The sequence below is a fragment of the Arthrobacter sp. 10N43 genome, from assembly GCF_056394525.1.
In genome coordinates this window covers 79,113-101,466 of the sequence record NZ_JBFTIA010000012.1, presented here as the reverse complement: position 1 = coordinate 101,466, position 22,354 = coordinate 79,113, and the positions used below count along the sequence as shown (strand labels likewise).

The 22,354-nt window shown below is 66.3% G+C and carries 19 protein-coding genes; 12 read left to right on the top strand and 7 right to left on the bottom strand.

Annotated features, from left to right (window positions below; translation table 11 throughout):
* The first annotated feature begins 1 nt into the window (after position 1).
* The 7 genes from AC1DDO_RS18855 to AC1DDO_RS18825 all read left to right on the top strand — a co-directional run bounded on the left by AC1DDO_RS18855 (position 2) and on the right by AC1DDO_RS18825 (position 7,273).
* Complete coding sequence (locus AC1DDO_RS18855) at positions 2-1,810, top strand: CTP synthase (protein WP_476972491.1); 1,809 nt, start codon at positions 2-4, stop codon at positions 1,808-1,810.
* Between the two features lie 27 nt (positions 1,811-1,837).
* Entirely contained in the window at positions 1,838-2,503 is a 666-nt protein-coding gene (locus AC1DDO_RS18850; RefSeq protein ID WP_476867990.1) for an NUDIX domain-containing protein, read from the top strand.
* Complete coding sequence (gene xerD, locus AC1DDO_RS18845) at positions 2,500-3,606, top strand: site-specific tyrosine recombinase XerD (RefSeq protein WP_476972490.1); 1,107 nt, start codon at positions 2,500-2,502, stop codon at positions 3,604-3,606. The genes AC1DDO_RS18850 and xerD overlap by 4 nt, the downstream gene beginning before the upstream one ends.
* Positions 3,607-3,672: 66 nt before the next feature.
* Entirely contained in the window at positions 3,673-4,161 is a 489-nt protein-coding gene (locus AC1DDO_RS18840) for an 8-oxo-dGTP diphosphatase (protein ID WP_476972489.1), read from the top strand.
* A 68-nt stretch (positions 4,162-4,229) separates the two neighbouring features.
* Positions 4,230-4,739 (top strand): RNA polymerase sigma factor, encoded by a 510-nt coding sequence (locus AC1DDO_RS18835; RefSeq protein ID WP_476867992.1) that lies wholly within the window; start codon positions 4,230-4,232, stop codon positions 4,737-4,739.
* Positions 4,732-6,219: a hypothetical protein gene (locus AC1DDO_RS18830; RefSeq protein WP_476972488.1), complete on the top strand. Its 1,488-nt coding sequence runs from the start codon at positions 4,732-4,734 to the stop codon at positions 6,217-6,219. Before AC1DDO_RS18835 ends, AC1DDO_RS18830 begins: the two co-directional genes overlap by 8 nt.
* 169 nt (positions 6,220-6,388) lie before the next feature.
* Positions 6,389-7,273: a hypothetical protein gene (locus AC1DDO_RS18825; RefSeq protein ID WP_476972487.1), complete on the top strand. Its 885-nt coding sequence runs from the start codon at positions 6,389-6,391 to the stop codon at positions 7,271-7,273.
* A 177-nt stretch (positions 7,274-7,450) separates the two neighbouring features.
* Here AC1DDO_RS18825 and AC1DDO_RS18820 read toward each other — a convergent pair whose 3' ends face one another.
* The 4 genes from AC1DDO_RS18820 to AC1DDO_RS18805 are packed head-to-tail and all read right to left on the bottom strand — an operon-like array spanning position 7,451 to position 11,721.
* On the bottom strand, positions 7,451-8,590 hold the full coding sequence (locus AC1DDO_RS18820) for a bifunctional 2-methylcitrate synthase/citrate synthase (RefSeq protein ID WP_476972486.1): 1,140 nt from the start codon (positions 8,588-8,590) through the stop codon (positions 7,451-7,453).
* Between the two features lie 59 nt (positions 8,591-8,649).
* Positions 8,650-9,552 (bottom strand): methylisocitrate lyase, encoded by a 903-nt coding sequence (prpB, locus tag AC1DDO_RS18815; RefSeq protein WP_476972485.1) that lies wholly within the window; start codon positions 9,550-9,552, stop codon positions 8,650-8,652.
* Entirely contained in the window at positions 9,552-11,072 is a 1,521-nt protein-coding gene (locus AC1DDO_RS18810) for an MmgE/PrpD family protein (RefSeq protein ID WP_476972484.1), read from the bottom strand. Before AC1DDO_RS18810 ends, prpB begins: the two co-directional genes overlap by 1 nt.
* Positions 11,065-11,721, bottom strand: coding sequence for a GntR family transcriptional regulator (locus tag AC1DDO_RS18805; RefSeq protein WP_476972483.1), 657 nt, complete (start codon positions 11,719-11,721; stop codon positions 11,065-11,067). Before AC1DDO_RS18805 ends, AC1DDO_RS18810 begins: the two co-directional genes overlap by 8 nt.
* Before the next feature lie 201 nt (positions 11,722-11,922).
* Here AC1DDO_RS18805 and AC1DDO_RS18800 point away from each other — a divergent pair, with 201 nt between their 5' ends.
* Positions 11,923-13,833, top strand: a complete 1,911-nt coding sequence (locus AC1DDO_RS18800) for an AMP-binding protein (RefSeq protein WP_476972497.1) — start codon at positions 11,923-11,925, stop codon at positions 13,831-13,833.
* 161 nt (positions 13,834-13,994) lie between these two features.
* Here AC1DDO_RS18800 and AC1DDO_RS18795 read toward each other — a convergent pair whose 3' ends face one another.
* The 3 genes from AC1DDO_RS18795 to AC1DDO_RS18785 form a co-directional block, all read right to left on the bottom strand.
* The gene (locus AC1DDO_RS18795; protein WP_476972482.1) at positions 13,995-15,275 is read right to left on the bottom strand and encodes a hypothetical protein; all 1,281 of its coding nucleotides are present in this window, start codon (positions 15,273-15,275) and stop codon (positions 13,995-13,997) included.
* 196 nt (positions 15,276-15,471) lie between these two features.
* The gene (locus tag AC1DDO_RS18790) at positions 15,472-16,191 is read right to left on the bottom strand and encodes a response regulator (RefSeq protein ID WP_476972481.1); all 720 of its coding nucleotides are present in this window, start codon (positions 16,189-16,191) and stop codon (positions 15,472-15,474) included.
* Positions 16,188-17,930 (bottom strand): sensor histidine kinase, encoded by a 1,743-nt coding sequence (locus tag AC1DDO_RS18785; protein WP_476972480.1) that lies wholly within the window; start codon positions 17,928-17,930, stop codon positions 16,188-16,190. Before AC1DDO_RS18785 ends, AC1DDO_RS18790 begins: the two co-directional genes overlap by 4 nt.
* 140 nt (positions 17,931-18,070) lie before the next feature.
* Between AC1DDO_RS18785 and AC1DDO_RS18780 the strand changes: the two genes are divergently transcribed.
* The 4 genes from AC1DDO_RS18780 (at position 18,071) to scpB (ending at position 22,240) form a co-directional block, all read left to right on the top strand.
* Entirely contained in the window at positions 18,071-19,450 is a 1,380-nt protein-coding gene (locus AC1DDO_RS18780) for a cation:dicarboxylate symporter family transporter (protein ID WP_476972479.1), read from the top strand.
* Between the two features lie 299 nt (positions 19,451-19,749).
* Positions 19,750-20,649, top strand: coding sequence for a ParA family protein (locus tag AC1DDO_RS18775; RefSeq protein ID WP_476868002.1), 900 nt, complete (start codon positions 19,750-19,752; stop codon positions 20,647-20,649).
* 44 nt (positions 20,650-20,693) lie between these two features.
* Positions 20,694-21,545: a segregation and condensation protein A gene (locus tag AC1DDO_RS18770; protein ID WP_476972478.1), complete on the top strand. Its 852-nt coding sequence runs from the start codon at positions 20,694-20,696 to the stop codon at positions 21,543-21,545.
* Positions 21,546-21,646: 101 nt separating this feature from the next.
* Positions 21,647-22,240: an SMC-Scp complex subunit ScpB gene (gene scpB / locus AC1DDO_RS18765; RefSeq protein ID WP_476868047.1), complete on the top strand. Its 594-nt coding sequence runs from the start codon at positions 21,647-21,649 to the stop codon at positions 22,238-22,240.
* Positions 22,241-22,354 lie beyond the last annotated feature (114 nt).

The window sequence follows — 22,354 nt, the reverse complement described above, 5'->3', positions numbered from 1 at the left end:
GATGATAAGCTCAAACCCCGTGGTGCAGCGATCAAACTCTCGTGTAAATTCCCGGTTCCCGGGCTCGTCCAAGACGACCAAACACATCTTCGTCACCGGTGGTGTAGCGTCCTCGCTCGGTAAGGGACTGACGGCTTCGAGCCTCGGCCACCTCCTGCGGGCACGCGGTCTGTCTGTAACAATGCAAAAGCTCGATCCCTATCTGAACGTGGATCCGGGCACGATGAATCCCTTCCAGCACGGCGAAGTCTTCGTTACCGACGACGGCGCCGAGACGGACCTGGATATCGGCCACTATGAGCGCTTCCTCGATGAAAACCTCGAAGGATCGGCCAACGTCACAACCGGCCAGGTCTACTCGACCGTCATCGCCAAGGAACGCCGTGGCGAATACCTCGGCGACACCGTCCAGGTCATCCCGCACATCACCGATGAGATCAAGCGGCGCATGCGGCTGCCCGCCGAGGGCAAGAACGCCCCGGACGTCATCATCACCGAAATCGGCGGCACGGTGGGGGACATCGAGTCCCAGCCGTTCCTCGAATCCGCCCGCCAGGTCCGCCAGGACATCGGCCGCGGAAATGTCTTCTTCCTCCACGTTTCCCTCGTGCCGTACATCGGCCCCTCGCAGGAGCTGAAGACCAAGCCGACGCAGCACTCCGTTGCCGCGCTGCGCTCCATCGGCATCCAGCCTGAGGCAATCGTGATCCGTTCGGACCGCGAAGTCCCGCAGCCCATGCGCGACAAGATCGGCCGCATGTGCGACGTCGACATCGACGCCGTGATCGGCTGCCCGGACGCCCCGAGCATCTACGACATCCCGAAGACCCTGCACTCCCAGGGCCTGGATTCATACATCGTCCGCGCCCTGGACCTGCCGTTCAAGGATGTGGACTGGACCAGCTGGGACAAGCTGCTCGACGCCGTCCACAACCCGAAGCACGAGGTTGAGATCGCGCTCGTGGGCAAGTACATCGACCTGCCGGACGCCTACCTGTCCGTCACGGAGGCCCTGCGCGCCGGCGGCTTCGCCAACGACACCAAGGTCAAGATCCGCTGGGTCCCCTCGGACGAATGCGAAACCCGCGAGGGCGCTGTGCAGTCCCTGGCCGGCGTTGACGCCATCTGCGTTCCGGGCGGCTTCGGCATCCGCGGCCTCGAAGGCAAACTTGGCGCCCTGAAGTATGCCCGCGAAACCAAGCTCCCGGTCCTGGGCCTGTGCCTGGGCCTGCAGTGCATGGTGATCGAGTACGCCCGCAACGTGGTTGGCCTCGAGGGCGCGTCCTCGTCCGAGTTCGAGCCGGATTCCAAGTACCCGGTCATCGCCACGATGGAAGAGCAGCTGGACATCGTTGACGGCAAGGGCGACCTCGGCGGCACCATGCGCCTGGGCCTGTACGAGGCCAAACTGGACGAAGGATCCGTCGTCGCCGAAACCTACGGCGCCACGAATGTCAGCGAACGTCACCGGCACCGCTACGAGGTCAACAACAAGTACCGCGAGCAGATTGCCGCCAAGGGCCTGAGCTTCTCCGGAACCTCGCCCGACGGCAAGCTGGTCGAGTTCGTGGAACTTCCCCGCGACGTCCACCCGTACTACGTGGCCACGCAGGCGCACCCCGAGCTCAGCTCGCGGCCCACGCGCCCGCACCCGCTGTTCGCGGGCCTGATCAAGGCCGCCCTGGGCCACCAGCAGGCCGCCGACTCTGCGCCCGCTGCCACCATCAGCGCCAGCGCCAAGACGGGCAGTGCGAAGGCCGATGCCCCGGCCGCTGCGCCCAAGCCCTCGTCGGCAGCAGTGTCCAAGTAATTTCCAACTGAATCAAAGGACGGCGCGATGCCCGGTATGTCTGAGACCCCCAATGCTGCACGGCAGGTTTCGGATGAGCCGAGCCCGCGCCGTCTTTTGTCTTCCCGGAAGGTTTACGAAGGCAGGATCTGGGACGTCGTCAGCGACAGTTTCCAGCTCAACGACGACGGCGACACCCTGGTCCGGGACTACATCGACCATCCCGGCGCGGTGGCCATTCTCCCCATGAACGACGCCGGCGACGTGCTGCTGCTCCGGCAGTACCGGCACCCCGTCGGCATGGACCTCTGGGAGATCCCCGCCGGGCTGCTCGACGTCGAAGGAGAGGACTTCGTCATCGGCGCGGCCCGCGAACTGGCCGAGGAAGCGGACCTCGTGGCGGACCGCTGGAACGTGCTGGCGGACTTCTTCAACTCCCCGGGATCCTCCAGCGAAGCCATCCGCATCTACCTGGCCCGCGGCCTGAGCGAGGTGCCAGGGCACGAGCGGCACGTACGCACCGACGAGGAAGCCGAAATCGAACTGCACTGGACCCCGCTGGACGAAGCCGTGCAGGCCGTGCTGGACGGCCGCCTGCACAACCCGTCCGCCGTCGTCGGCGTGCTGGCCGCAGCCGCCGCCCGCGCCGACAACTTCGAAAGCCTCCGCCCGGCCGACGCGCCCTGGCCCGCCCATCCCAGCCAGCGCCGATGACCGACGCGCTGATCGCCGAACCCCCAAGGCTGGATCCGGCGGCCCCTGCGCAACTTCCGGACCCTGCGCAACTTCCGGACCCCGCACCGGCGCCCGTGCAACCTCCGGCCCCGGCGGCGTCAGCCGCTCCCGAACGCCCGCCCGCGCGGCCGCTCACCGCGATTGACCGCGCAGTGACTGACTACCTGCAGCACATGAGCGTGGAACGCGGACTCGCGGCAAACACCCTCGCGGCCTACCGGCGTGACCTGGCCCGGTACGCGAGCCACCTCGCCCGGTCGGGACGCCAGCGCCCGTCGGAGGTCATCCGCCACGACGTCACCGGATTCGTCCAGGCGCTCTCCGACGGCTCCGACGGCGGCTCCTCCCTGGGCGTCCGGTCCGCGGCGCGCACCGTCGTGGCCGTGCGCGGCCTCCACAAATTCTGGGCGCTCGAAGGCGTCACACCCACCGACCCCGCCAGCGATGTACACCCGCCCATGCCCGGCAAACGTCTGCCGAAAGCCATCAGCGTCGGCGAGGTCACCAGGATCCTCGAGGCGGCCGACACGGACACGGCAACCGGCCTGCGGGACCGTGCGCTGCTCGAGTTCCTCTATTCCACCGGTGCCCGCATCAGCGAAGCCGTGGGCCTGGATGTTGACGACATCTCCCTGCAGACCTCCCGGGAGGCAGGTGAAGGCGGTGGCCCGGCAATCGTCCGGCTCTTCGGCAAGGGATCAAAGGAACGCCTCGTCCCGCTGGGATCCTATGGGGCGCGCGCCCTGGACGCCTACCTGGTCCGCGGGCGGCCCCTGCTGGCCGCCAAGGGCAAGGGCACCCCGGCGCTGTTCCTGAACGCCCGCGGCGGCAGGATCAGCCGGCAAAGCGCCTGGACCATCCTGAAGGCTGCGGCGGACAAAGCCAACATCACCAAAGACGTGTCACCGCACACCCTGCGGCACTCCTTTGCCACCCACCTGCTGGAGGGCGGCGCCGACGTGCGCGTGGTCCAGGAACTGCTGGGACACGCCTCAGTGACCACCACACAGGTCTACACGCAGGTGACGGCCGATACGCTGCGGGAGATCTATGCCGCCGCGCACCCCCGCGCCCTGGGCTAAATCCGCGCCGAGGCACGCCTGCGGCGTGGCACCGCCGGCCCCGGGGGCTGGCGCTAGGGTGGATTCATGAACTCGACAGCTGTCACTCTGTGCTTCCTGCTACGCGACGGAGCTGTCGGCACGCAGGTCCTCCTCGGTACAAAGAAGACCGGGTTCGGAGTCGGAAAGATCGTGGGGCTGGGCGGCCACGTGGAACCGGGGGAGTCCGACGCCGAGGCCGCCTGCCGCGAAGTCTTTGAGGAAGCCGGAATCGTGGTCACAGAAGACGACCTCCGCGTTGCCGGGCTGATCGAATTCGTCTTTCCCGCCCGGCCGGAATGGAACATGTCCACGAGCCTTTTCACCACGCGCCGCTGGTCTGGCGAACCCGTCGAAAGCCAGGAAATGATCCCGGAATGGTTCCAGGTCGCGGCCCTGCCGCTGGCGCGCATGTGGCAGGATGCCGGGCACTGGCTGCCGCTGGCTTTGGGGGAAGGCACGGTGGAAGCCGTCATCACCCTGAACGATGACAACGAGACCGTGGCCTCTGCGGAATATTCTTTGCGGGGCGTGTAACCCCTAGCGGGCGGCCGGAAACTATACAGTTATCCAGCAGTTTCGGACACAACATACTTGGGGGATGCGTGCTTTCGGAGCGCGAACTGGCATTTATCGCCATTCACAAAGACAGTTACCCACTGGTCTACAAATTTGTGCGGCGGCGGGTGGAATCAGCCGAGCTGGCGGAGGAACTCGCCGCGGACGTATTCCGCGTGGTCTGGCAGAAATGGGATGACGCACCGCGGACGGATACGGCGTGGCTTCTGACAGTGGCCCGCAATCTGATCGGGAACGCATACCGGAGCCGGGACCGTCAGCAGGCGCTGCAGGACAAGCTGCGCTCCGCGGCCGTTGTCCGGTTCGGTGACGACTCGGACAACGTGGCGGTCCAGGACGCCTTGGCCGGTTTGCGCGAAAAGGACCAGGACATACTCCAGCTCGCCTACTGGGATGAATTGAGTATCGCTGACATCGCGGGCGTGCTGCAGTGCAGCGAGTCCGCCGCCAAGGTCCGGCTGCACCGGGCCCGGGCCGCTTTTCGCAAGCAAATGCCGGTCAGTGCTGACACCATGACACAGAAGATGGGTGCCTGAGATGGATCCGATCAAGAACATGATTTCCGCGGTGGACCCCGTGCACAACGATCCGTCCGTGCCCGACGGCGAGGCAGCACTGCGGCGGATGCTCGCCGAGCCCGGCGAATTTAGCGATCGCCTGCCGCTCAATGTCTCCTCCCTCGCGGACCGGAAGCACCGGCGGGCCAGGCTGGCCGGCGTGCTGACGCTGACCGCGGCAGCGGTCACCGCCGGCGTACTGGTCGCAACGAACCTGGGGGCACTGACCACCGCCCCCGAGCCGGCGGGCACCGTTGCTCCCACGGCGGTTGCGTTCCCGACGGCTTCCGCGACCACCTCAGAGACCGTGACGCCGTCGGCGACACCGACACCCCCGGCAATATCCGCTCCGGCGGCCTGGACTACCTTCACTGACGCGACCGGCCAGGCCACGTTTGAACTCCCCGCCAGTTGGACCGTCTCCCAGACGCCGAAAACAATTAATGGTGGCTTCTTCAACACCGTTGAGGTGAGGAATTCAGAGGGCAAGAAGATATCAACCCTGGGCCTGGTCTACGACGGAGCGGGAGGACCCGTGTGCCCGGTTCCCAAGCCGTTTTCCACCCTCGACTCGGTGGTTCTCGATATCCCGCAAAAGGCGAACAAGCTCAAGGAAAGTCCCCGGGGCCCGTCGGCGTTTGTTTTTCGGATCATCCAAGGTGACAAAGTCTATGGATCCGTGGCGCTGACTGACATGGATCTGGCTCCGGACACCACCACGTGCGCGTTGTACAACAGTATCTTGGGCCCGGACGACGTGCCTTTCGCACAGTTCGGGGATGCCCTGTGGCTCACCGCTGACGGTGAGGACGCTCCCCTGACCTTTGCTTCCGTTGCCGAGGCCAAGGCGTACATGCAGACACAGGAGTACCAGGACATCAAGCGCATGCTCGTTTCGCTTTCGTTGACGCCAACATCAACGCGTTTCACGAGCGCAGCAGCAGATGCCTCGTTCAATCTGCCCGTCGGATGGACCGCAAAGGACGTGCCTGCAGGCACCCCGGACGTTCCCGCCTCGGGAATCCAGGTCTCAGACGAGACCGGCAACAAGGTAGCGAGCTTCTACTACGGTGCGGGCGCCGGCCTCGGAGGGGCGTGCGGTCCGGAGAAGTACAAGGCGACCGAACTGGACACAGCGTCGACGTCCCTTACTGAACAATGGGCCTTCGATGCCGGAGTCCGGTTCTCCTACCGGGTGCTGGACCAGACTTCGATCGGGAAGGGCTTCAGCTACCAGGTTGGTCTGGTGGACAAGTCCAGCGGCCAACTGACGGACAGTTGCCTCATGTATTCCGTGGTGAGCGGCGCGCCCAGGGGCTCACTGATCTTCGCCGACAGGGCTTCCAAGGGTGCTGACGAGCCAGTGTTCAAAAGCCTCACGGAGGCTAAGGCCTACATGGGGACACCCGAGTACAAGAAGCTCAAGAACATGATTGTCAGCCTCAGGATGCCGGCATAAGGCTTTCGAGAAGCGGCGGGGTGGCCACCTTGTGCAGGGGGACCAGCCCGCCGTCACCCGATCAGCCAGGACGGCCCGGTTGACAAGCAGTGCACCGGGGTTGCCGGTAGCCTGCGGGAACCATCCGCACACACAACTTCAAGCACCAACAGCACAACGGGGGAATCACATGGAATCGACCAACCACAGGATCACTGGAGGAGCTGCTTTCAGCCTTGAGGAAACCGCGCCGCATTCCCCCGCGAAGCCCTCCAAAAGCTTCCCCGGGCGCCGGAAGGCCGCGGTGGCGGCCCTAGCCACGGCCCTACTGCTCGGCTCCACAGCCTGCGGCCCCTCCGGGTCACCGGCCGCCGGACAGGGCGGCGCAGCCGCGCCGTCGGCCACCGCAACGGCAACGGAAACAGCCACTGCGACGCCGTCTGCGACGGCGGGGTCGTCGTCGGCAGTCGCCACGACACCGGCGGCGCCGGCAACGGAGAAATGGCAGACTTACACGAGCACAAACGGGAAAGTGAGCTTCGACTATCCTGCCGGATGGACTTTAGCAACGCCGGCAGGCCTTGGCGCGGCGCCGAACATCGACGTCGACGTGTCGGACGCCTCGGGCATGGTGGTGGCGTCACTCCACTACGGACCGTCCGGTGCCGGGCTCGGCGGCGCCTGCCAGAACCCCGTACCTTACAGCGTCCTGGACTCGATGGAGTTGTCGTTACCGCACAACACTGCCGCCGCTGACACCATCACGCCCCACTTTGCCTTCCGTGCCCTTCTGGAAGCGGGCCGCGTCACCGCTTCGTACGGCATCGCGGGCAGTGCAGCCGGCAAGGACGGAAAGTCCTGCATGTTCTACAACGTGGTCAGTGGTCCGGCAGAGTCGCCCTTCTACTACTTTGCCGACGCCGTCCAGGTCAACAGCGGCGGCACTGAACAGAACGGAAACCGTCAGGGCGCCAAGACCTTCCCCTCGCTGGAAGCTGCGAAGGCCTACATGCAGACCCCGGAGTACGTGAACGCGAAGCGCATGATCACCTCGCTGAAAATCAAGGCCGGCTAGGCGAAACGCCGCAGGCTCAGCGCCGCAGGCACTACACGGCAGGCGCAAGACTGCAGGCAGTACAAACGCGGGCAGAAATTACGCGCACAGACCAACGCGGACCGGTCACCTTTTTTTGGGGGGTGACCGGTCCGCGTTTTCTTTGCTTGGTGCCGGGCTGATGTGCGGCAGAGCCTGCTAAGCCAGGTGCCGTTCCTCGACGCCGTTGTACTCGCTCAACGGGCGGATCAGGGAGTTCGCATCCAGCTGCTCCATGATGTGCGCTGTCCAGCCGGTGATGCGGCTGGCGACGAACAGGGGAGTGAAGGTGGCGGTGTCGAAGCCCATGAGGTGGTAGGTGGGGCCGGTTGGATAGTCGAGGTTCGGTTTGATCCCCTTCGCCTCGTCCATCGCGGTCTCAAGCCCGTTGTATAGGCCCAACAGTTCGGGGCGGCCATAATGGGCGATCATCTTGTCCAGCGCCGACTTCATGGTGGGCACGCGGGAGTCGCCGTGCTTGTAGACGCGGTGGCCGAAGCCCATGACCTTCTTCTTCTGGGCCAGGGCGTCCTCCATCCAGGCCTTCGCCCGGACGTGGGCGTCCTCCAATGACTCCTCCGGCCTGATGCCGATCTCGTCGAAGGTGTGCATGACGGCCTCATTGGCTCCACCGTGAAGCGAGCCCTTGAGGGCGCCGATGGCGCCCGTCACGGCCGAGTGCAGGTCCGACAGCGTGGACGTGATAACCCGGGCCGTGAAGGTGGAGGCATTGAAGGAGTGCTCGGCGTACAAGATCATGGAAACGTTGAACGCGTCGACTACTTCCGGGACGGCCTCCTCGCCGAAGGTCATCCAGAGGAAGTTGGCGTCGTAGCCCAGATCCTCGCGGGGTTCCACCACGTCCTGGCCGCGCCGGCGCCGCTGGTCGTAGGCCACCACGGCCGGCATTGCCGCGAACAGATCAACGGCCTTTGCCAGGTTGCCCTCGCGCGAGGAGTCATTCTCGAGCGGGTGCCGTGCCCCCATGACCGAGGCCGCCGTCCGGCAGACATCCATGGGATGCGATGTGGTGGGCAGGGCGTCGATTACCTGTTTGATCACCGGATCCAGCGCGCGGCCGGCACGCTCCCTGGCGGTGAACTCCGCCAGCTGGTCCGTGGTGGGCAGCTCGCCGTTCCAGAGCAGGTACGCGACTTCCTCGAAGCTGCACTTGGCGGCCAGTTCCTGCACCGGATAGCCGCGATACAGCAATGAATTGGTGTCCGGGTTGACCTTGGAGACCGCTGTGTAGTCAACTACGACACCGGCGAGGCCTTTTTTGATGTCCTGTTCAGCCATGCTGAAACTCCTTTGTCTCTGACTCCTGTACCGGCACGAGCCGGTGGTTCTGTGTGGGCTTACTTACCGGGGATCTGGAAATTGAACACTCCAGTGTCAAAACGGTTGTAAGCCTCATAGTCAACAAGATCGTACAAACGCGCACGGGTCAGCATGCTTCCAACCTGTGCCTCCTGAGTTCCGTCGGCCTTAATCGATTCCAGAGTACGCTCCGCAGCGCCCATGGCACTACGGAGCAGCGTCACCGGATAGATGACCATATTGACCCCGACGCCGGCCAGCTCTTCCACGGTGAACAGGGCGCTCTGGCCGAATTCGGTCATGTTGGCCAGGATCGGGACGTCGACGGCGTCGCGGATGGCCTGGAACTCACTCAGATCCTTCATAGCCTCGGGGAAAATCGCGTCCGCACCGGCCTCCACGAGCGCCTTGGCGCGCTCCTGTGCGGCCTCGAGCCCGTCGGTGGCACGGATGTCCGTCCGGGCCATGATCAGGAAGTTCGGGTCGCGCCGGGCGTCGGCCGCGGCCCGGATCCGCTTGGTGGCGGTGTCCAGGTCCACCACGTTCTTACCGTCGAGGTGGCCGCAGCGCTTGGGGTTGAACTGGTCCTCGATGTGGCAGCCGGCCAGGCCGGCGTTCTCGAGTTCCTGGACCGAACGGGCCACGTTCATGGGCTCGCCGAAGCCCGTATCGGCGTCGACGATTGCCGGCAGGCCCGTCATCCGGGCGATCTGCCCGGCGCGGGTGGCCACCTCGGTGAGGGTGGTCAGCCCGATGTCCGGCAGCCCCAGGTCGTTGGCCAGGACCGCGCCGGAAATGTACACCCCGGCGAAGCCCTTCTCCTCGATCAGCCGGGCCGAGAGCGGGTTGAATGCGCCGGGGAACTGCTGGATCGTGCCGGATGCGAGGAGTTCGCGGAACCGGACCCGCTTCTGCTCCGGAGTGACCTTCGAGTACAGCATCAGAAAAGTCCCTTCGGTGCGGCGGCGAGGTCGATCACGCCGTCGGCAGCCTTGATGTTCAGCTGGTCCAGCTCGCCGGCGCCGAGCTCGGGGAGCCGGGCGGCCGCGGCGAGGAAGCGCTCGATTTCCGCGTCGTCCACCAGACCGGCGGCGAGGGTGCGGAACTTGTTGACGTACTGCTCCCGCGCGAACGGCCGGGCGCCCAGCGGGTGGGCGTCGGCCACGGCGATCTCATCGGTGATGACGGTGCCGTCCTTGAGCGTGATCTCCACGGTGCCGCCGAAAGCCTTCTCCGCGATGTCCAGGGAGTGGTAGCGCCGGGTCCATTCCGGATCCTCCACCGTGGTGACCTTGTGCCAGAGTTCCACGGTGTCCGCACGGCCGGCGCGTTCCGGGGCGTAGGAGTCCACGTGGTGCCAGGTGCCGTCCTGCAGGGCGACGGTGAAAATGTACGGGATGGAGTGGTCCAGGGTTTCCCGGCTGGCCGTGGGATCGTACTTCTGCGGATCGTTGGCGCCGGAGCCGATCACGTAGTGCGTGTGGTGGCTGGTCTTGATCAGCACGGAATCGACGTTGGCCGGGTCCGTGACCTCGGGGTGTTCGCCGTGGAGCTTGCGGGCCAGGTCGATCCAGGCCTGCGCCTGGTATTCGGCCGAGTGCTGCTTGGTGTAGGTGTCCATGATGGCGCGCTTGGCCTCGCCGGGCGTCGGCAGCGGCACCTCGTAGGAGGCGTCCGGGCCGTCCAGCATCCAGGCGATCACGCCGTCTTCGCCTTCGTAGATCGGCACCGGGGAGGTCTGCCCGCGCATGGCACGGTCCGCGGACTCGACGGCCATCTTGCCGGCGAACGCGGGGGCGTGGGCCTTCCAGGTGGAGATCTCGCCCTTGCGGGACTGCCGGGTGGCGGTGGTGGTGTGCAGCGCCTGGCCGACGGACTGGAAGATGGTCTCGACGTCGAGGCCCAGCAGGGTGCCGATGCCGGCGGCGGCGGAGGGGCCGAGGTGCGCCACGTGGTCGATCTTGTGCTTGTGCAGGCAGATGGCCTTGACCAGGTTGACCTGGATCTCGTAGCCGGTGGCGATGCCGCGGATCAGGTCCTGGCCGTCGGAGCCGACGTGCTGGGCCACGGCCAGGATCGGGGGAATGTTGTCTCCCGGGTGCGAGTAGTCCGCGGCCAGGAAGGTGTCGTGGTAGTCGAGTTCGCGGACCGCGACGCCGTTGGCCCAGGCAGCCCATTCGGGGGAGACGCGTTCCTCGATGCCGAAGACCTTGGCGCCCTTGCCGCCGGTGCTGGGGCCATGGGTCAGCGCCTGCGCCCGGGCCGCGACGATCGGGGCACGGTTCAGCGACGCGATCGCCACCGAGGCGTTATCGATGATCCGGTTGATCACCATATCGGTGACCTCATCGGTGACGGCTACGGGATCGGCGGCGACCTTGGCGATCTTGTAGGCGAGCTGGTCCTCGCGGCCCAGGTTTTCCTCGCTCTTGTAGACGCGGACGTGGTGTTCCTTAACCATGGTGCTCCTTTTGCTGAGGTGTATGCGTGGCTTTGACGTGGGAAAGGCTGCGGTGCAGGTGAAGCGTGGTGGCGGCCTCCGCCAGCCGCGGATTGCCGGCGGCGATCGCCTCGGCGATCGCGGCGTGTTCAGCGGCGGCGGCGGTGAGCCGGTCGGCGTCGTCGGCGGCCAGGCGCCGGACGCGCACGAGGTGGACGCGGAGGCTGCGCATGGCCTGGGCGAGGTAAGAGTTGGAGATGGCGGCATCGATGGCCGCGTCCAGCCGTCCCACCAGCCCGTAGTAGTCGTGCAGGGCCGGATCCTGCCCGCCGATCAGTTCCGGGGCCCGGAGCAGTTCGCGCCGCAGCGCATCGAAGACCGCCGGATCGCCGCGCTCCGCGGCCAGGGCGGCGGCCTTGCCTTCGAGGGTTTCGCGCAGTTCGAACAGTTCGTCGATGTCGTCCAGGGAAATGTCGGTCACGACGACGCCGCGACCGCCCGTCGTCGTCAGTCCCTCGGCTGTGAGCCGGCTCAGGGCCTCCCGCAGCGGCGTGCGTGAAATGCCCAGCCGCTCGGACTGCTCCACTTCCGCGAGCACGGTTCCGGGCAGGAGGCGCCACTCGATGATGTCCTCGCGCAGGGCCTCGTAGGCCTTGTCGCTGGCGCGCATCCTGCCTCCTTCGGTGGTGGCCTTAGCGGGTGGAACAGTCGTGGTGGAACATCAACAGTGTATACACGAAGGGTCACTTTGCCCAGCAATTGCTGCCTGAACCTAGAAAATTGCTCAGCTGTGTATACATGGCTCTTGTCCGCCCGGTCTGCCCCGGTCTACCATGGGCAGCAACACAACGTCGTGGACAGGATGAATGCCATGGTCACCAAGAGCTATCGGGCCGCCTACGAACGCAGCCTGGATCACCCCGAGGAGTTCTGGTTGGAGGCCGCGCGCAGGATCTCCTGGTCGAAGCCGCCGCAGCAGGCCCTCGATCCCGGCCGGGCGCCGCTGTATGACTGGTTTCCCGACGGTGTCCTGAACACGTCCTACAACGCCCTGGACCGGCACGTCGCCGAAGGCCGGGGTGGGCAGGACGCCCTCATTTACGACTCCGCCATGCTGGGCACCCGGCAGAGCTACACGTATGCGGAACTGACGGAGCTCGTGGCCCGGTTCGCCGGTGTGCTGCGCCGCAGCGGGGTCGGCAAGGGTGACCGCGTGGTGATCTACATGCCGATGATCCCCGAGGCCGCGATCGCGATGCTGGCCACCGCGCGGCTCGGCGCCGTGCACTCGGTGGTTTTCGGCGGCTTCGCTCCCAAGGAGCTCGCCGCCCGGATCCGGGACGCCGCCCCGGCGGCGGTGGTGACGGCGACCGGCGGCATCGAGCCCTCGCGCCGGATCGAATACCTGCCCGCCGTCGCCGAGGCCCTCGACCTGGCTGATGCCCCCGGGACCCCGGTGTTGGTCAAGGCCCGGGACGGCTTCACCGCCACGGTGGAGTCCATGGCGGCCGACCACCCCGGGTGGCTCGACTGGGACACCGAGATGGCCTCCGCCGCGCCGGCCGCGCCGGTGGATGTCAAGGCGACGGATCCGCTGTACATCCTCTACACCTCGGGCACCACCGGCTCGCCCAAGGGCGTGGTGAGGGACAACGGCGGCCATGCCGTGGCCCTGTCGTGGACGATGGAAAACGTCTACGACGTCGGCCCTGGGGACGTCATGTGGACGGCCTCGGACGTCGGCTGGGTGGTGGGCCACTCCTACATTGTGTACGGGCCGCTGCTCGCCGGCGCCACCACGGTGCTGTACGAAGGAAAGCCGGTGGGAACCCCCGACGCCGGCGCGTTCTGGCGGGTGATCCAGGACCACAAGGTCAACGTGCTGTTTACCGCCCCCACCGCGCTGCGGGCTATCCGGAAGGCGGACCCCGAGGGCCAGCTTGTCGGCAACTACGACATTTCCAGCCTGCGGACCCTGTTCGCGGCCGGCGAGCGGCTGGACACGGACACCTTCCACTGGGCCTCGCGGGTGCTGGGCGTCCCGGTGGTCGATCACTGGTGGCAGACGGAGACCGGCTGGGCCATCTGCGCCAACCCGCGCGGCGTGGCCGAGCTGCCGATCAAGGCCGGCTCGCCGAGCGTCCCGATGCCCGGGTTCCGGCTCAACATTGTCGACGGCGGGGGCGCTGACGTCGAGGCCGGCACGGAAGGCAACATCGTGCTGGGCCTGCCGCTGCCGCCCGGCACCCTGACCACGCTGTGGCGCAACGACGAACGCTACATCTCCTCCTACCTGCAGGCATTCGAGGGCTACTACGCCACCGGCGACTCCGGCTACCGGGACGCGGACGGTTACGTCTTTGTGATGGGCCGCACCGACGACATCATCAACGTCGCCGGACACCGGCTTTCCACCGGCGCCATGGAACAGGTGATCGGCCAGCACCCGGCGGTCGCCGAATGCGCGGTGGTGGGCCTCGCCGACCCGCTCAAGGGCCAGCGTCCCAGCGGCTACGTGGTCCTCAAATCCGGTGTGGACGTTCCCGAGGACGTGCTGGCCAGGGACCTGATCGCCCTGGTCCGGCGGGACATCGGGGCCGTGGCGGACTTCAAGCACGTCACCGTGGTGGAGGCGCTGCCCAAGACCCGTTCGGGCAAGATCCTGCGCAAGACCATGCGCCAGATCGCCGACGGAGACGACTACGTGGTGCCGTCCACGATCGAGGACGCGGGCGTGATCGACCGGCTGCTCGAAACCCTGCGCCCCGCCGCCCCGGAGTAGCGGCTCGGCCCACGGCCCCAGTCCCGCGTCACGCAGTGCATGCTTTTGGGGCACTCCGGGATCCACGACGGCGTGAATCCGCCGTCGTGCCGAAATAGCCATTTCGAAACTCTGCGCTGCGTGACGCGGGGCGGGGTGCCCGCGCCGCGCAGCTCACAGGGCTAGGGGAGTGTGTAGCCGAAGACGTCGACGATCAGGTGTGTGAATTCGGCGCGCGGTACCTGTTGGAGGAGGGGCTGGATCTCAATCTTGCCGCCTTCTCCGATGGGCACGTAGGCCATGTTGGCGATCGTCTGCCGGCGGTCGAAGTTCAGGCTGGAGGCGTCCTGCCATGCCGCCTGATAGCCGCGTGCCATGACGTAGCCGAAGGTTGTCGGTTCGGTCACCGTGATATTGACCCAGACGCCGGTGGCGTTGTTCGGTACCCCCTTGACTCCTGCGACCTGGACCGGCACGGTGTAGGCGCTGCCAACCGGACCGCGGGAGGTTCGGGTGTCGAGAAAGCGTGCCGGGGCGATCCCGGCGAACGCTCCCGAGGTGGTCGGGGTTCCCGGCAGGAAGTAGCCGACGACGTCGGCGATGACGTGTGCTTTTCCGGATGAGGTGTTTGCGATGGTCACCGTGCCGTCAGAACCCACCGGCACGACGGCAAGGTTGGGAATGGTCTGGCCCTTTGCGTAGTTCTGGTTCGAGACGTTCGGTTTTGGGGTGCCGGTCGGGTAGGCGGTGATGAATCCGAACGACGTCGGCTGCGTCACCGTGAGGTTCACGACGACCGCCGCAGCGTTGGCCGGAACCCCGGTGGTTCCTCCCAGACGGAGCGGCACGCTTCTGCCGCCGGCAACGGGACCCGAGGAGGTCCTGGTGTCCAGGAGCCTCTTGGGCGCCACGGCCTGGTATGAGCCCGGGGCGTCGGAGATCCCGGACACGTCGTAATACGCCAGGGCATCGACCGTGATCTGCACGCTTCCCGACGAGATGTTCGCGATGGTGATCTGCCCGGTAGCGCCGACCTCCACGATGGCCAGGTTCGCCACCATCTGCCCCGGCCCGTAGTTGACGTTGGAGGTGCCCGGCGCCATGACGCCCGAGTGATATGCGGTGAGGAACCCCGCTGCGGTGCCGTCGCTGGCTGTGATGTTCAGGACCACCGCTTGCGTGCTCGCGGGGAACCCGTTCTTGCCGGGGACATCGAAGGAAATCGACCCGCCGCCGGGCACGGGTCCGGACGACTTTCGTGAGTCAAAGATCCGCCCGGGCCCTAACGACATGGGCTTAATGCCGCCGATGGGTCCGGTCCCGGCCATTGCCGGAGCGGCGCCAACCGGCGCAATGAGCACCGAGCACAGTGCGGCAAGCACCAGCAGGATGAGCGCATGTTTGGTGTGGACGATCCGAGCGGCGGCTGGCAGGGCCGCTCCGGCGCTACGCAAAGTATTCATATGTTCCCCCAATAACGGGACGCCAAGCGGCGACCTCGGAGTGATCCTAGCCTGAACTGGCGGGTTCTGGCCGTCATGTGTGCGGGCCCGGGGGCGTCCTGATCGCGGCTCCTGTTTCAGTGCCCGCGGCGGAGCAGGCCAGTGACGGCCGCCCGGAAGGATCCGCCAATTGCGTCGGTCCCTCGGCCGGAGCAGTTCAGGGCCGCGGTCGGGTCCATCGGTATTCGTTTTCCGGCCGGCCGGGGGCGCCGTAGCGTGCCGCACGGGAGACTGTGCCGGCGTCGGCGAGGTATTCGAGGTAGCGCCGGGCGGTGACCCGGGACATGCCGAGCGCCTCCATGACCTCGCTGGCCGAGACCGCCCCGTCCTGCGCCTTGATGTAGTCCTGGACGGATTCCAGCGTGGATACGGCCAGGCCCTTGGGCAGCGACACCTCGGACGGGGCGCGCAGGCTGGCGAAGGCCTGGTCCACGTCGCTTTGGGACGCCCGGGCCCCGGCGACGCCAGCCACCGGCGATGCCAGCTGCTCGCGGAACAGCCGGTAGCTGGCGAGTTTGTCCGCAAACGTTGCGTAGGTGAACGGCTTGATCAGGTACTGGACGACGCCGGTGGCCACAGCGCTGCGTACGATGTTCAGTTCCCGCACGGCGGTAATGGCAATGATGTCCGCGAACAGCCCGGCAGCCCGCATCCGCCGTGCGATGTCCAGCCCGTGCAGGTCCGGGAGGTTCATGTCCAGCAGCACCAGCTCCACCGGGTTGCCCGCCGCCGCGAAGTCCGTGAGCAGGCGCAGGGCGGACTGCCCGTCCGGCGCGGAGCCCGCCAGGGTGAAACCGTCCAGCCTTTCGATATAGGCGGCGTGCGCCGCAGCGGCAATGGGCTCGTCTTCGACGACGAGCACCCGGATGTCGCTCATGGTTGTTCCTCTGTTGTGGACGGCACTGTTGTGGGCGCCGGTGGTGTGGACGGCGGTGGTGTGACCGGCAGGGTGACGCGGAACAGCGCCCCGGCCGGGCTGGTGATTGTCATGGTACCGCCCAGCCGCTGCACGGCCTGGCGGACCAGGGCCAGCCCCAGGCCCCGCCCGAAGGGGCCCGGCGTCTTGGTGCTGAAGCCGTGCCGGAAGACGTCTTCCACGGCCGCGGGGTCAATCCCGGGGCCGCTGTCTTCCACCGTGATCTCCACGGCGGAGCCAGTGGTCTCCACTGTCAGCTCCACCAGCCGGGGCGCCGGCGCTTCGGCCGCGGCGTCGATGGCGTTGTCCAGCAGGTTTCCCAGGATGGCCACGAGGTCCTGCACGGCCAGTCCGGTCACGGCCGTGGAGCCGCCGGCGCTGAGGATCAGTTCGACGCCGCGCTCGTGCGCCTCGGCGGCCTTGCCCATGATCAGGGCCCCGAGGACAGGTTCCTCGATGGAGCTGACAATGTCGTCCGTCAGCCGCTGGCTGAGCTCCAGGTCCTTGGTGGCGAAGTCCAGTGCCTCAGGTGCCCGGCCCAGTTCCATGAGCGAGACGATGGTGTGGAGCCGGTTGGCGTGCTCGTGGGTCTGGGCGCGGAGGGCGTCCGAGAGCGTGCGCATGGTTTCAAGCTCGCTGCCCAGGGACTCGATTTCGGTGCGGTCCCGGATAGTGGCCACAGTGCCGTAAACATGCGCCCCGGAAGCCGCTCCCCGCTGGCGGCCTGTGGCGGTGGCAGGCCCCACTGCGGGGCCCTGGTTGACCACCAGGACCCTGGAATCGGTCAGGTGAAGCTCGTCGAGCGCCGTCCGCCCGGATTCGAAAAGTTCCTTCAGGCTGGGTGCAAGCGGCAGGTCCGCGAGGGAGGGGGCCATCTGGCGGCCGCCGCCCGCGTCGCCGGTGGCATTCGTCCCGGCAGCATCCGTCCCGGCAGCGCCAGCGCCGTCGGCTGACTGCTTCGGCAACCCCAGCAGGTCGGCGGCCTGGTCGTTGTACATGACCACCTTGCCCTGCGGGTCGATGAGGATCACGCCCTCACGCACCGAATGCAGCACTGATTCGTAGTACGCGAAGAGCTGGCCCAACTGCTCCGGTCCCCAGCCGCGGGTCACCCGGCGCAGGTACCGCCCCAGGAGCCAGGACGCCAGCGAACCAACTGCCAGCAGCGCCAGGGCGATGGCCAGCACCGCCGGCAGCCTGCCGGAGACCGCCACATCTACCGTCCGGACCGTCACGCCCGCGGCCACGAGCGCCCGTACGTTGCCGTCCGCATCTTTGACCGGGGCGATGGTGCGCACGGACGGGCCGAGGGTGCCGGCCGTGACCTCCGTGAAGACCTGGCCGTTGAGGGCTGCGTCGATGGAGCCGATATACGGCTTGCCCAGTTCCTCGTTGCGCGGATGGGTCCACCGCGTCCGGTCCGGGGCCATGATCGTGACGAAATCCGCGCCGGCATCGTTCATGATCTTCAAGGCATACGGCTGGAGCAGGGCTGACGGGTCGGCGGCGCTCGCCGCCTGCAGGACGAAGGGAGCGTCGGCCACCGTGGTGGCAATGCCGGCCATCCGGCGTCCGGCCTCGTCGTAGGCATGATCGCGTGCGTCGACGAACGTGGCCGTGCCCACGATGGCCGTCAGCGCCACGATGAACAGCAGATTGGCCGCAAACAGCCTGCGGGCGATGCTCCAGCGCTGGATCATCAACACCTTCCATGACCAATATGAACGTAAGGGTGATGCGCGTCACCTTGTCATCAATGATGGGGTTACACGCAAGAACGGACAGTGACCGGACCACAGAGTGGGCCTCACGAAAGTCCAGCCTATCCAAGGAGAACACCATGGCCTCTCAACGAGGAGAGTCGGCAGCACCGGCCGCAACGCTGGCCAAGAAGCGCAAGGGACTGGACAAGTCCCACTACCTTTACATTGCAGTCATCGTCGCCGTCATTGCAGGTGCCGTCATCGGTCTGATGTTCCCCGAGGTCGGCAAATCCCTCAAGCCGCTGGGCGACGGCTTCATCAAACTCATCAAGATGATGATCGCGCCGGTGATCTTCTGCACGATCGTGCTGGGCATCGGTTCCATCGCCAAGGCCGCCACAGTCGGCAAGGTCGGCGGCCTGGCGCTCGGCTACTTCGTCGTCATGTCCACCTTTGCCCTGGCGATCGGCCTCGTGGTGGGCAACCTGATCCACCCGGGCGAGGGCCTCAAGCTCGCCCCCTACGATCCGAACAAGAAGGCGGCGGTCGACAGCACCGTTGACTTCCTGCTTGGCATCATCCCGGGCGACATTCCCGTGCTGCCGACTCTGCTCGCCGCGATCCTGGTCGGCTTCGCCCTGCAGAAGATGGGCCCGCAGGGAGCCCCGATCCTCAAGACCGTGGGCTACGGACAGGCCCTGGTATTCCGCATCCTCATCATGATCATGTGGCTGGCTCCCGTCGGAGCCTTCGGTGCGATCGCCGCCGTCGTCGGTGCTACCGGTTTCCAGGCCATCATCAGCATGGCCACCCTGATGGGCGCCTTCTACATCACCTGCGCCCTGTTCATCGTGGTGATCCTCGGCGGCCTGCTCAAGGTGGTCGCCGGCGTCAGCATCTTCAAGCTCATGAGGTACCTCGGCCGCGAATACCTGCTGATCTTCTCCACGTCTTCCTCCGAAGCCGCGCTGCCCCGCCTGATCGCGAAGATGGAACACCTCGGCGTGTCCAAGCCGGTGGTCGGCGTCACCGTGCCCACGGGCTACTCCTTCAACCTGGACGGCACCGCCATCTACCTGACCATGGCCGCGCTCTTCGTCGCCAACGCCATGGGCACGCCGCTGGACCTTGGCGCCCAGGTTTCCCTGCTGGTCTTCATGATCATCGCCTCCAAGGGTGCCGCCGGCGTTACCGGCGCCGGCCTCGCCACACTAGCCGCCGGACTCCAGGCGCATGCTCCTCAGCTGCTCGGCGGCGTGGGCATGATCGTCGGCATCGACCGGTTCATGTCCGAGGCCCGCGCCCTGACCAACTTCACCGGCAACGCCGTCGCCACCGTGCTGATCGGCACCTGGGTCAAGGAGATCGACGGACACCGCGTGGACCGTGTCCTCGCCGGTGCCGAGCCCTTCGACGAAGAGACCATGCTCGCCGGCCACACCGCTGTGCAGACCACAGAGCAGGACGTCACCGAAAAGCCGGAACAGCCGGCCCAGCCGGTCCTGGCAAACGCCTGACCCGGACGCTATCTGATCCTGTAGCTACGGAAAACTGCCCGGACGCCGACCAGCGTCCGGGCAGTTTTTTGTCCGCCCGGCCCGTGGCTGCGGAGGCCGGGCCGTGGTTACACCCTCCCGCCCCGGGCGGGAACCTTCGAGTTCTACCGGAACCTCAAGGCTCAGATGACGGCGGTTGTCAAGGTCCGTCGAATACCGCGCCGGGCGCTGTAACCTTGGGAGGAACGTGCTGGGCCCTGGGCCCGGTGGCAGGAATATGAAGCACGACAATCACCGTCATCGAAAGTGTGGATAGATACGTGAGCAGCGAACAGGGTTCAGCAACTCTGGAAGGCATCGAACTCGATCTGGAAGACGCCGTCATGGGCCCCACTGGGCGGCCCCAACGCGACTTTCCGGAGCCCGCACCGCTGTCCTCCCACGGTCCTGCGCGGGTCATCGCCATGGTCAACCAGAAGGGCGGGGTGGGCAAAACCACGTCCACCATCAACCTCGCTGCAGCCCTGGCTGAGTACGGCCGCCGCGTGCTCCTTGTCGACTTCGATCCGCAGGGCGCCCTGTCCGCGGGACTCGGCACGAATCCGCACGAACTCGACCTCACCGTGTACAACGTGCTGATGGACCGCAAAGTGGACATCCGCGACGCCATCCAAAAGACCGGCGTGGAAAACGTTGACCTGCTTCCTGCCAACATCGACCTCTCTGCCGCCGAGGTGCAGCTGGTTAACGAAGTGGCCCGCGAGCAGGTCCTGGACCGGGCCTTGAAAAAGGTCGAGGACGACTACGACGTCGTCCTGATCGACTGCCAGCCCTCACTCGGCCTGCTCACCGTCAATGCGCTGACGGCTGCCCACGGCGTCATCATCCCGCTGATCTGTGAATTCTTCGCCCTGCGCGCCGTGGCGCTGCTCGTGGAAACCATCGACAAGGTCCAGGACCGCCTCAATCCGCGCCTGCAGGTCGACGGCGTGCTCGCCACGATGTACGACGCCCGGACCCTGCACGGCCGCGAGGTAATCGCCCGCCTGGTGGAGGCCTTCGGTGACAAGGTCTTCGAAACAGTCATCAAGCGCTCCATCAAGTTTGCCGACGCCACGGTTGCGGCCGAGCCCATCACCACCTACGCGGGCAACCACGTCGGTGCCGACGCCTACCGCCGCCTGGCCAAAGAGCTGATCTCGCGCGGCGGCGCGCCCTAGCCAGGATCGTGGCAGGCGCCTTCGCTCCGCCAGCAAGTCCCGACATGCCCGCGGAGCTGGACGCACGTCCGGACTCTGCAGGGCCGGCCGGGAAGAAGCCCGGCTTCGAGGTGCGGCTGGCCAACTTCACGGGCCCGTTCGACCTCCTGCTCGGCCTGATCTCGAAGCACCAGCTGGACATCACCGAGGTGGCGCTGTCCACGGTCACTGACGAGTTCATCAAGTACATCAGGGGCCTGCAGAAGCTCGGGGAAGAATGGGCGCTGGATGAGGCCAGCGAATTCCTGGTCATCGCGGCCACCCTCCTGGACCTCAAAGCGGCCCGGCTGCTGCCCGCAGGCGAAGTCGAGGACGACGAGGACATCGCCCTGCTGGAAGCCCGGGACCTCCTCTTCGCCCGGCTCCTGCAGTACAAGGCCTTCAAGCACGTGGCCGGCATGATGGGCTCGACCCTCGAACTTGAAGCCCGGCGGTATCCCCGGCAGGTTGCCCTGGAGGGGCACTTTGCCGCACTGCTTCCGGAACTGCTGTGGCGGCACACCCCCGAACAGTTCGCCGGCCTGGCCGAGGCAGCCCTCAAGCCCAAGGAGGCAGCCCCCACGGAAGTGGGCCTCGCGCACCTGCACGGTGCGCCCGTGAGCGTCAAGGAACAGGCCGAGCTGCTGGGGGCCAGGTTGCGGCTGGGTACGCCGCTGACGTTCCGGGCGCTGATCGCCGACGCCGAATCCACACTGGTGGTGGTGGCGCGGTTCCTGGCGCTGCTGGAGCTCTTCCGCGACCGCGCCGTGGGCTTCGACCAGCTCCTGCCACTCGGCGACCTGACCGTGCACTGGACGGCGGATACCCAGGAGTGGAGCAGCGAAAACCTGAGTGAAGAATACGAGGACCAGCCGTGAACGAACGATTGCCTGACCCGCAGCAGGACACGGGATCGGACACTGCCCTGGACGTTGCGAGCCTGCCCGGCGGCGCCCGCGCTGCCCTGGAAGCCGTGCTGATGGTGATCGACGAACCGGCCACGGCCACGGCGCTGGCCGCCGGGCTGAACCTGACGGTCGACGTCGTCGAGTCCCTCCTCGCTGAACTGCAGCGTGAGTATAACGGCTATACTGTTAATGCCCCGGATGCGGACGTCGCCACCCTGGCCGGCAAAAAAGTCGGCAAGAAAGTCGGCCACAATGCCGCCCCCCGGGGTTTTGAATTGCGGAATATCGCCGGAGGCTGGCGGATCTATTCCCGCGCGGAGTTCGCCGAGATTGTTGGCGAATTCGTGTTGGAGGGACAAACAGCCAGGCTGACGCAGGCGGCGCTCGAAACGCTCGCCGTCATCGCTTACCGCCAGCCCGTATCAAGGGCGCGGGTGTCTGCAATTCGAGGAGTCAATGTTGACTCTGTCGTACGGACGCTGACGCAGCGGGGGCTGATCGAGGACTCGGGAACCGATCCCGAGTCCGGGGCAATCCTGTACCGCACGACATCGTATTTCCTCGAGCGGATGGGAATTGGCTCCGTGGCTGAACTGCCGCAGCTTTCCCCCCACCTTCCAGGTCTGGAAGGGATCGAGGAATACTACGACGCAGGAAGTATGTAGCAGTATTAATTCAGGCTTTACGCAGGCACCACGCCTGCACAAAGAGTATCCAGCGGGCAGAACAATTTGCCCGGCCGGCGGGTGTTGTCGGGAGACAGCGGCCGCAGGCCAACA